The sequence below is a fragment of the Flavobacterium sp. genome (genome assembly GCF_036759525.1).
Taxonomy (GTDB): Bacteria; Bacteroidota; Bacteroidia; order Flavobacteriales; family Flavobacteriaceae; genus Flavobacterium.
The window spans coordinates 1-10,019 of the sequence record NZ_DAIOUN010000021.1; the positions used below are offsets into that span (position 1 = coordinate 1).

At 33.4% G+C, this 10,019-nt stretch carries 11 protein-coding genes and 1 pseudogene; all 12 read left to right on the forward strand.

The annotated features are described in order from the left end of the window. Positions 1–139 precede the first annotated feature (139 nt). Positions 140–577: a hypothetical protein gene (locus V7M80_RS11665; protein ID WP_333696347.1), complete on the forward strand. Its 438-nt coding sequence runs from the start codon at positions 140–142 to the stop codon at positions 575–577. Between the two features lie 3 nt (positions 578–580). Beyond that, entirely contained in the window at positions 581–1,639 is a 1,059-nt protein-coding gene (locus tag V7M80_RS11670) for a type I restriction endonuclease (RefSeq protein ID WP_333696348.1), read from the forward strand. Positions 1,640–1,795: 156 nt separating this feature from the next. Next, entirely contained in the window at positions 1,796–2,458 is a 663-nt protein-coding gene (locus tag V7M80_RS11675) for a vWA domain-containing protein (protein WP_333696349.1), read from the forward strand. A 3-nt stretch (positions 2,459–2,461) separates the two neighbouring features. Continuing rightward, positions 2,462–3,373: a protein phosphatase 2C domain-containing protein gene (locus V7M80_RS11680; protein ID WP_333696351.1), complete on the forward strand. Its 912-nt coding sequence runs from the start codon at positions 2,462–2,464 to the stop codon at positions 3,371–3,373. Next, a complete protein-coding gene (locus tag V7M80_RS11685) occupies positions 3,351–4,889 on the forward strand; it encodes a serine/threonine-protein kinase (RefSeq protein ID WP_333696353.1) in 1,539 nt (512 codons plus the stop codon). Before V7M80_RS11680 ends, V7M80_RS11685 begins: the two co-directional genes overlap by 23 nt. Continuing rightward, positions 4,858–6,612 carry a DUF4407 domain-containing protein gene (locus V7M80_RS11690; RefSeq protein ID WP_333696355.1) on the forward strand — a complete coding sequence of 585 codons (1,755 nt, stop codon included), beginning with the start codon at positions 4,858–4,860 and terminating at the stop codon, positions 6,610–6,612. Before V7M80_RS11685 ends, V7M80_RS11690 begins: the two co-directional genes overlap by 32 nt. Before the next feature lie 2 nt (positions 6,613–6,614). Next, positions 6,615–6,797: a DUF4236 domain-containing protein gene (locus tag V7M80_RS11695; protein WP_333696357.1), complete on the forward strand. Its 183-nt coding sequence runs from the start codon at positions 6,615–6,617 to the stop codon at positions 6,795–6,797. Positions 6,798–6,853: 56 nt separating this feature from the next. Beyond that, positions 6,854–7,082: pseudogene (locus tag V7M80_RS11700) on the forward strand (DUF6804 family protein). Between the two features lie 79 nt (positions 7,083–7,161). Continuing rightward, the gene (locus V7M80_RS11705; protein ID WP_333696359.1) at positions 7,162–7,704 is read left to right on the forward strand and encodes a hypothetical protein; all 543 of its coding nucleotides are present in this window, start codon (positions 7,162–7,164) and stop codon (positions 7,702–7,704) included. Positions 7,705–7,825: 121 nt separating this feature from the next. After that, entirely contained in the window at positions 7,826–8,479 is a 654-nt protein-coding gene (locus tag V7M80_RS11710; RefSeq protein ID WP_333696360.1) for an ion transporter, read from the forward strand. Continuing rightward, positions 8,476–9,273, forward strand: coding sequence for an endonuclease/exonuclease/phosphatase family protein (locus V7M80_RS11715; protein WP_333696362.1), 798 nt, complete (start codon positions 8,476–8,478; stop codon positions 9,271–9,273). The genes V7M80_RS11710 and V7M80_RS11715 overlap by 4 nt, the downstream gene beginning before the upstream one ends. Before the next feature lie 53 nt (positions 9,274–9,326). Next, the gene (locus V7M80_RS11720) at positions 9,327–9,737 is read left to right on the forward strand and encodes a hypothetical protein (protein WP_333696363.1); all 411 of its coding nucleotides are present in this window, start codon (positions 9,327–9,329) and stop codon (positions 9,735–9,737) included. The last annotated feature ends 282 nt before the right edge of the window (positions 9,738–10,019 follow it).

The window sequence follows — 10,019 nt, forward strand, 5'->3', positions numbered from 1 at the left end:
ACTTGCGAAAAAATCATAGATCAAATCAGAAAATCTATTGAGTTTGCGGAAATTAAGTAAATGTTGAGCGATTACGGGAATCCGTAAAATGAGAGTAAGGTTTTAAAGTAAGTTTGTTTAAAACCTTAAAATCAATACAATGAAAACAAAAATTATTATTGCTTTTACAGCAACAGTTTTGATGATCTCATGTAAAACGATTAATTCGGGGACTTCAAAATCTATAGAAATTTCTGGAGTGGGTGTAATACACAAACCCGTCATAGCCGATTTAGAAATTGCAAAAGAAAAATCCTCCAAAACTATGGTGATTAAAAATATGGAGTCACTTAGTAATGCAAAAAACGAAATCATTAGGGTGTTATTAATTGAAAACAATGCCGATTTATTGGTAGAACCTAAATTTGACGCTAAAACCAAAAATGGCAAAACTGAATTAACCGTTACGGGTTGGTTGGCTTACTACAAAAATTTCAGAACAATTGAAGAAAAAGATTTGAAATTAATTGAAATTAGACCTGCAGTCATTCGTCCAGTTGAAACAAATCAATCTTCACTTTTAGAAAAAATGAAATAAACCATGGAATTACAAGCCCAACTCAAATCTTTGGCAGATAAAATCAATTTGCTTAAGGATAAAATCGAAACTGAGGAATCAACGAAGCATGCTTTTATTCTACCCTTTGTCAATATTTTAGGATATGACTCTTTTAACCCAACTGAGGTAGTTCCTGAATTTACTGCTGATTTAGGTTTAAAAAAAGGAGAGAAAGTAGATTATGCCATTTTTCAGAATGGGGATCCAATTTTAATTGTAGAATGTAAAAATTGGAAAGAAAATCTTTCCATTCATGGCTCACAATTGTTTCGCTATTTTCACGTAACCAAAACCCGATTTGCATTGTTGACCAATGGCGTAAACTATCAATTTTACACTGATTTGGAAGAAAAAAACAAAATGGATGAAAAGCCGTTTTTAGAATTTGATATAACCAATTTAAAAGACAATGTAGTTAATGAAATTGCCAAGTTTCACAAATCGGCATTTGATGTCAATAAGATTGTAAGTAACGCCAGTTCGCTCAAATATACCAAAGAAATTAAAAAGCAGATTGACAACGAATTACAAAACCCTTCAGTTGAATTTGTAAAACTCTTTGCCAACAAAGTCTATTCCGGCAGACTTACTGAAAAAGTAATGGAGGAGTTTAAAGAATTGGTTCAAAAAGGTTTTAATCAATTTATTAGTGAAAAAATCAACGACAGATTAAATGCTGCTCTCAACAAAGAAGCCCAAAAGCAAAAAGAAGAACAAATTGAAGTGCTTGTTGAAGATGAAAATAAAGTAGTTACAACTGATGAAGAAATGGATGCTTACAGGATTGTTGTTGCTATTTTAAGAAGAAAATTGCCTGTAGAACGCATCGTTCACCGTGACACCCAATCCTATTTTGGAATTCTACTGGACGATAATAACCGTAAACCTTTATGTCGCTTACACCTCAATGGGAACAAAAAATACATCAGTTTGTTTCACGACAACAAAAAAGAAGCCAAACACCCCCTTGAGCGTATTGATGATATTTATTTGTTTGAAAAGGAGTTGTTGGAGACGGTGGGGGTTTATGAGGGAGAGTAAATAAATCTGTATAATTTTATTATATTTTATTTATTTTTATGAACTTTAAATGTTAAAATTAAAACAATAACTCACAAACCAACCCTTCGCAAAACCAAAAGAGCCATTTTTTGCCAACGCACATAAAACAGTAAATTCACTTAAAATTCAATAAATATGGACACAAACGCACCAGTAGGAACACCCGTAATTCCTAGATACTTCCACCAGTTGGGAATTTTGGTTTTAGACGGAAGCGGTTCAATGACCGAAAAAGCAGCAATGAACTCAACCAAAGCAAGAGAAGTAAATGCTGCCGTAATGGAGTTATTCAATCGAATCAACGTAAGCCGAGTAAAACAGAATTTCTCCTTTGCTTGCATAAAATTTGATGAAACTGCAACAGTTTCACTACCTCAAACTCCATTTGACTTTAATGTCTTAATGAATGAAAACTACGACCCGACAATAGGCAAGGGTGGCGGAACGCAAATTTTTGAAGCATTGAATGAAGCTAAAAAGATGGCAGAAAACTTTTTGAACAACGCCCCTCCTGACGGAGTGCCTCATAAAGTTCTTATACTTTTAATGTCAGATGGAATGTGTTTCCAGCCTGAAACAACTGTTGCAGTTGCTAGCAATTTGAAATCCAATCCTAAAATTTTAATGGCTTCCGCATATTTCGGAACAGTTGGAGAGATTGATACTGATGCCCAAAAGGTGCTAAAAGAAGTTAGCACTGACCCAGCCACTTATTACACTACTGTATATGATGGTGAAGCATTAAGAGCATTTTTTGAACGGTCAATTAGTCAATCAGCAGGTATCAAAATTGAGTAACAAATGGGAAAACTAATCGCCTGTGCTACAAACACAAACAAGAGTAGCACAAATCAAGACTATTGCGTAACACTCGAAAATTCAACTATTGGAATTTCAGGTGTTGTAGTAGCTGACGGTATAGGTTCTCATTTCAAATCAGAAATTGCAGCAAAATTTTGTTCAATTAAACTTAAGGACATACTTGAAAGCTTGATTGATATCAATGAATTGAATTTTGAAAAACATTTCAAGGATGTCAAATTAGCATTAATAGAGTATGCAAAAAATACTGATGAATTTGACTTTAGTAGTATTGACAAAAGCCAATCCTTAGGAACAACTTTAATTTGTGTTATTGATTGTGGTGAGACATATCAAATTGCATATGCAGGTAATGGTTCAGTTTGGCAGATTGACGGACGTTTTAATAAGTTTGGCAAGAATTTTTATTTGCCTTGGAATTCAATCAATTTGTTAAACCCACATAGTATTGAGCAAGAAGGCAAAGCTGCCTTATATAGATACTTGTCTGTTTCTGATACTCAACATAGGCCTACTGTTTTGATATTAAGTAAAAATCAATTCTCCCCGGGAGAAATCCTTATCGCAACTACCGATGGTGTATTTAGTAATGATGCTGTGCCAATTGGGAAAGACGCTAATAATACTCTTTGGATTAAAGGTGAAGAAACTCTTCCAATCTTATATAATCACTTATCAAATTTTTTGAGTGCTAACCCTCGTGATGCCAAAAATGAAGATTTAGAATTCACACTCAATCAATTTCTAGAAGAGTTAAAAGAGAAATTAATTATGCACGATGACACAACGATTGGAGCAATTATTTCTGAACGAACAATTGATTATCACCAAATAGAGTTTGAAAAGAAATCCGAACCTTTAAAAGATAATGAAGAAAATCCAAATCAATAGTGGTTTATCTAGCGGCTTAAGGTCGGAATTCAGTCTCATTAATACTATTGAGATTGAAGACAAGCCTTTTGCTGTTGGTGGTTTTGGTGAAGTTTATCATTGTATTTCAATAAATGGGATTTCACCATTAACAAAACAAGTGATTAAGCTATTCATTGATAACTCAAAAGGTTCAGCAGAACATAATTTTAAGACCACCCAAAGGCTTCAGAAAAAAGTTGACAAGGAAAATCAAAAGTTTCTTTCGCAACAAGGAAAGACTTTGATTGAATTATTTCCTGCATTTAAGGGGCTTCCTCAATTCAGTTTTCATGGAAATCTGAATGGTAAAACTGTAATAGGGTTTGTTTCCGACAACTTAGTGAGTTTAGGATTTACAGATTTTGAACATTTTTTGCAAGATGCAAACCTGCTAAGTCAATATCAAAAGTTCCCGATTGAAAGGAAAATGTTAATTGCTTTTCAATTGGTTTCTGCTTTTAAAGTATTAGAAGAATTTCATTTTATCCACGCAGATTTAAAACCAGGTGCTTTATTTATAAACCTAAATTCAGCTGAAATTGCGGTAATTGACTATGACAGCGGTGTAATAACCGAAAATGCAGATGATGAACCAACTTGTTGGGGTGCTGCGAATGATTGGGTTGCTCCTGAAATATGGGAACAGCAATCTACAATACAGAAGGGAGAAAAAATAAATGTTGACATTTATTCGGACAGGTGGTCAGTAGCTATTGGAGTTCACTATTTAATGACAACTTTTCACCCACTTTTCTACCTAACAGAGCTTTCTCCACGAATTGCAAAGCAATATTTTACTCCACAGAATCAATGGCCATTTATAAATAAAACCGTCCCCTATTTTCAAAAAGCAAACGAAGTTATTTATGACCAATATTTACCTTGGGTTAACTCGGTTATACCTAAAATTGTAAAGGACAAATTATCGCATACCATAAACTTTGGTTATAAAAATCCAGTAGCTCGAACCTCCTACTCGGATTGGAAAGTTGCATTGCAAGCAATACAAGAACCACCAAAAATAAAAGTATTTAAAAGTGATAAGTCCGCAGTAATTAATAGTATGGACGTTGAATTGACTTGGGAAGTGGAAAATGCTCATTCAATTACAATTGATAATGGAATTGGTCAAATCTCAAATTCAGGAAGTTTAAGAATCAAACCTCAAACAGATACGAGATATAAAATAAGTGCAATTGGCTATTTTGGACAAGCGGCTGATGAAATTGAAATAAGAGTTTTTCCAACTCCAGTTTTAGAAAGCCTTAAAGTTCCTATGCCTGATTTTCATAGTAGAATAAACCTAAGTCCAATAAAAGTAAGTTCACCACAAATTGACGTTTCAATAAATTTAAACAGCATTTATTCTGAGAAACTAAAATTTACAGAACCTTCAGTTGATTTAAAAACAATTAAGGCTTCGCATATGGAGCTAACTTCAATCTTTAACATTTCAAGAGCATATGAAGCAATTAGAAGAAAAATATCAAGATAGCAAAATGGAAAAACCAAGTTGGATTCAACAGTTTTTCATTCTCTGCTCAGGTGCAGACAAAAATATTCTTTTTCAATGTCGAACCGAATGGAATAAATATTCAGGGATTGGAGCAACTATCTTTTTCACAGGTTTGTTGGCTTCCCTATCAGGCGGATATGCATTATATACAATTTTTCGGGGTGAAGCCAATGCAATTACATATGCCTTAATTTTTGGAATTACTTGGGGTTTCGTAATCTTAAATCTCGACCGCTTTATTGTATCCAGCATTAGAAAAGAAGGTAACATTCAAAAAGAGTTATTGCAAGCTACACCTCGTTTCATACTTGCAATTATCATTTCTATTGTTATAGCCAAGCCATTAGAAGTTAGAATTTTCGAGAGTCGAATTGAACAACAAATATTAGAAGACAAGAGAAAAAAACTAGAAGATGAAAAACTATCCATTGACAAACTGAATGACTTAACAAAACTCGAAAACACAATTACAAGTCAAAACAACGAACTTGGAACACTTGATAGTTTAAGGCAAGGAGACCCGACAAATGATGATTTCAAAAAATTGTTGGGAGATAGAAATTTTGCCTTCCAAGAGTATAATAATGTTTCTAAATCAAACAATCCTAAAATTTCGGATTACAATTCACAAATTACGAAAACAAGAAACAACCCAGATAACATTGTTTATAAAACAGACAGCACAGGAACTTTTCCAATAGGATTAAATTCTGAAGCTAAAAAAACTATCAACGACCTTTCATACAGTAGAAATATACTTCAAAATGAAATTAAGGTTAAACAAAAGAGAGTGGAAGATTTAGATGCTGAAATTCAGAAAGCCAGAAATGACTATAAAGCACTAATGGCTCAAAAAGTGAATGAAAAACAAGCAGAGATTGAACAGTCAAGACAAACTAAAGCACAAGCTGACAGTATCGCAAAAATTCAGTTTGACGAGAGTGTGAAGATTAAAGAAAAAAGTTATACAAACAATTTTATTACTCAACTTGAAGCTATGGGGAACTTAACAGCCTCAAACTCAACTATGGCTTGGACAAGTTGGATGATTATGCTTCTTTTCATTGTAATTGAAACCGCACCAATTTTGGTTAAACTATTAAGTAAACGTGGCCCTTACGATGAAATTCTTGATAGAGTTGAATATGAACATTACATAAATGAAAAAGAGCATATTTCCAGGTGGAATTCTAAAATTAATGAACTTCTTGAAAAAGCAAGAGAAACAGCAAAATTAGAAGGAGATACATTTATGAAAGTTGAAAAGCAGCGTCTTGAACACGAATTACGCAATAATCAAAAAATTCTTGACGATTTAGCCCAAAAACAAGAACACCTAGCAAAAATCGCAATCGACAAATGGTATCAAGATGAACTTGCAAAATCAAATTCGCAACCAATTAACCAAAGTAACAAAATAGTTGCTCCGAAGCTTGAAGATAATTTTTGGAAACAAATAGGTGCAGCAGACAAAATTGAATATTGCTTTAGAAATGGATCTGTTTCGGACAATGAACTTTTATATTTCGAAAATGAACAATTGACAAAAGGAAAATGGAACTTTGTTTCGACAGCTAAGGACGAAATTAAAATTGAACTTCCAGACATTGCCATTGAATATCTCATTACAGAACTAACTTCTGACAGCCTTAAACTCAAAGAAAAAGGAACGAACGAAATTATTGAATTAAAGAAAGTTTAACTATGGCTTGGCGTTGGCGTAAATCAAAGAACTTTGGACCATTCAGTACAACTGTTTCTAAAAAGGGTTTAGGAACAAGCGTTGGATTTTTAGGTTTTCGTTTTGGTGTAAGTCCAGATGGGAGAAAATATTGGAGTTTTGGCATACCTGGAACAGGATTGTATTACATTAAATATTACCGTTAATGGAAAGAATAATTAAAATAGTTTTAGCAATTCTTTTCTTTATTTGTCTTGCAGATATGCCTTATGGCTACTACCAGTTTGTACGATTTGCAGTGATGGGGGGCTTTTTATGGTTAGGATGGCAAGTACATCAACAGGGGAAATCCAATGAAGTGTTTGTGTTTTTAATGTTGGCATTAATTCCAACCCTTTCTTAAAATAGCTTTAGGGAGAACAATTTGGAATATCGTGGATGTGATAGTGGGAGTGGGGCTGTTGCTGTCCATAAAAAAAACTATATCATAATTTGGTTAAGTTTTCAAAGAAATTTATCAATTAACAAGAAATCTCATTTTTATATTACACTACAAAATATTTAGAACACATGAACAAGATTAAAATATATCTGATACGAATTTATCGATTGTTACTTAATTATGAAAAACAGGAAGAAGTTATTTGGAAAGATATAAAAAAACTCCATGCAGATTGTGGATGGAGATCTGGTGTGTATGAAAATGATAAATATATTGAGACTGTTTTTGAGATTAGTAAAGAGACTCCAGTTGTTTTCCACTATATAGTAGGTAAATATAGTTTCCATTGCAGTGTTAAAATCCTTGAGAATTACCCTTTAGATTTAACTACTGATTTCTTTATTCTAGCAACTCACTTTAATAATGTATTAAGTGATGGAGTAGTAATTGTGAATGTTAATAATCATTATATAGAGTATCATCACAAAGTAAATTTATTACTGCCTCTTTTATATAGAAATGAAATTTATAGTCAAATAATAAGACATTATGATACGGCGAGAGATATATATGAAGCATTTCAAAGACTAATTAATGAAAATGAATCACCTGCGATTATTATTGCGGATATTTTAAACAGGAATAATAATCAGGAGAAAAAAGATAAATAATACTTTTTACACTAAAAATTTAAGCTAAAGAAAATCCGTACTAAAAGAGTTAAAGTGTTTTTCAGCAAGTGAAGAACATGTATAAAACCCTTCACAAGAAGTTTAAAAATATTAGTCACAAATGAACGAAACCCAAGAAAAGCTTACCTTTCTCAATATTCTCCTATTTGTTTTATCAATATATGTATTAGGGGCTTTATTAATTGATACTTTATGGAAACTTCCTGAGGAAACTTCTCGGTTGCTAAATCATATTGACAATGCGATTTGCATCGTTTTCTTATTGGATTTTGTTATTCGATTAAATAGAGCAAAAAACAAATTGCATTTTATGAAATGGGGATGGATTGATTTATTGTCCAGTATTCCAGCGGTTGATTTTTTAAGAGCTGGCAGAGTATTAAGATTAATTAGAATATTTAGGATACTACGTGCATTTCGTTCTACCAAGCAAATTGTTTCACATGTTTTTAGAAACAGAGCTCAGGGTACATTTACTTCGGTTTCAATACTTGCTATTTTATTGGTTTTGTTTTCTGCTATAGCCATTTTACAAGTAGAAAAAGATCCTGAAAGTAATATCAAAACTGCCGAAGATGCTTTGTGGTGGGCTTATGTTACTATTACAACAGTAGGTTACGGCGATAAATTTCCTATTACAACTGAAGGGAGATTTATTGCTGTAGTTTTGATGACAGGCGGTGTTGGGCTTTTTGGAACTTTTACTGCTTTTGCTTCGAGTTGGTTTCTAACTGATAAAAAAAATACAATATGAAATTATTGCTGCTGGTATTTTTTCTTCCGTTTCTATTTTTCGCCCAACCCACACTTGTTTCTTGGAATCTTCAAAACTTTGGCAGTAGTAAGACCGACCAATCTGTAGTATTTATAGCTTCAATACTTAAAGACTATGATATAGTGGCTTTGCAGGAAATTGTGGTGAATCCCAGTGGAGCCCAAGCTGTAGCCAAATTGGCTGCTGAACTTACCAAAACGGGTACCAAGTGGACATATGCTGTTAGTGACCCCACTACCAGTAGTGCTTATAAAGCGGAACGCTATGCTTTTTTGTGGAAAACCCATGTGGTGCAATTGATTGGTAAACCCTGGCTTGAGAAGAAGTACCATTTAGAAATTGACCGCGAACCGTTTTATGCCACTTTTCACTACCAAAACAAACCATTTACAGTAGTCAATTTTCACGCCATTACCCAAAAAAGACAACCCGAAACCGAAATCAAATACTTCAAATTTTTACCGGAACACTACCCCAACCTAACTTTATTGTTTGTAGGTGATTTCAATTGTCCCGAAACTCATACCGTATTCAATCCATTGAAAAAGATGGGCTATGCCTCTGCTTTTGAGAACCAAAAAACAACGCTCAGAACCCAATGCATTCAAAACGATTGTTTGGCCTCTGCTTTTGATAATATTTATTATCCCACCTCATCTGTTACACTACAACAAAAGGGTATTATACCTTTTTATGAATTTTTTCAAAATTGGAATGATGCCCGAAAAGTGTCGGATCATGTTCCTATATGGATTCAATTTCAAATCCATTAAATAGGAGATAAATCTCTTTAAAATCAAAACCATCAACTAAATACAACACGGGAATGAAAAAAACAATACTCTTTTGGATTGTCATTTACAGCTTATCAATTGCTTGTAAAAATAGAGAAGATAATCCAACTCCAAATCAAGATTTTGAAGTTCAAAAGTATTATGAACCTTCAACGGTTTTAAAGAATCCGAAAGCTGAACCTAGCTATAAAGAAGATACTTCTACCGATTACGAATACCGTGTTGGAAAGCCCGGTCACTACACTTACAATTATGATGTTATGGGTCAAGATCTTGATGGAAATGAAGTACGAGGTACTATTACCATTAAAAATAAATATGGAAATGGCAAGTTAACCGATTCAAAAGGAGTTTCTTTTTCGGTAATTGTTGAATGGGTAGGTTATGGTAAGTTACTTGCCCAAGATGAGGATGGGAACGAATACAATTTGGTTACTCAATAACATACTAATCCAAACCCTATAGCCCAATGAAGAAGTTCGTTTTACTAGTAATAATACCCTTTTTGATCCATCCCCAAAGCGGGAGTGAAGTATATATATGCTACAGTAAAAATGCGACCAAATACCATAAAAAAGAGTTCTGTAGGGGATTGGGGGCTTGCAAAAAAGAAGTGAAAAAAGTAACTCTGAAAGAAGCTAAGGAAATGGGGTTGACACTTTGTAGATGGGAGGAATAATCTACCCTATAAAAGAGATTTAATCAAATATTATAATTTGTAGTAA

Coding starts and splice junctions, on each gene's coding strand:
- V7M80_RS11665 (WP_333696347.1), top strand. CDS start 140: ATGAAAACAAAAATTATTATTGCTTTTACAGCAACAGTTTTGATGATC.
- V7M80_RS11670 (WP_333696348.1), top strand. CDS start 581: ATGGAATTACAAGCCCAACTCAAATCTTTGGCAGATAAAATCAATTTG.
- V7M80_RS11675 (WP_333696349.1), top strand. CDS start 1,796: ATGGACACAAACGCACCAGTAGGAACACCCGTAATTCCTAGATACTTC.
- V7M80_RS11680 (WP_333696351.1), top strand. CDS start 2,462: ATGGGAAAACTAATCGCCTGTGCTACAAACACAAACAAGAGTAGCACA.
- V7M80_RS11685 (WP_333696353.1), top strand. CDS start 3,351: ATGAAGAAAATCCAAATCAATAGTGGTTTATCTAGCGGCTTAAGGTCG.
- V7M80_RS11690 (WP_333696355.1), top strand. CDS start 4,858: ATGAAGCAATTAGAAGAAAAATATCAAGATAGCAAAATGGAAAAACCA.
- V7M80_RS11695 (WP_333696357.1), top strand. CDS start 6,615: ATGGCTTGGCGTTGGCGTAAATCAAAGAACTTTGGACCATTCAGTACA.
- V7M80_RS11705 (WP_333696359.1), top strand. CDS start 7,162: ATGAACAAGATTAAAATATATCTGATACGAATTTATCGATTGTTACTT.
- V7M80_RS11710 (WP_333696360.1), top strand. CDS start 7,826: ATGAACGAAACCCAAGAAAAGCTTACCTTTCTCAATATTCTCCTATTT.
- V7M80_RS11715 (WP_333696362.1), top strand. CDS start 8,476: ATGAAATTATTGCTGCTGGTATTTTTTCTTCCGTTTCTATTTTTCGCC.
- V7M80_RS11720 (WP_333696363.1), top strand. CDS start 9,327: ATGAAAAAAACAATACTCTTTTGGATTGTCATTTACAGCTTATCAATT.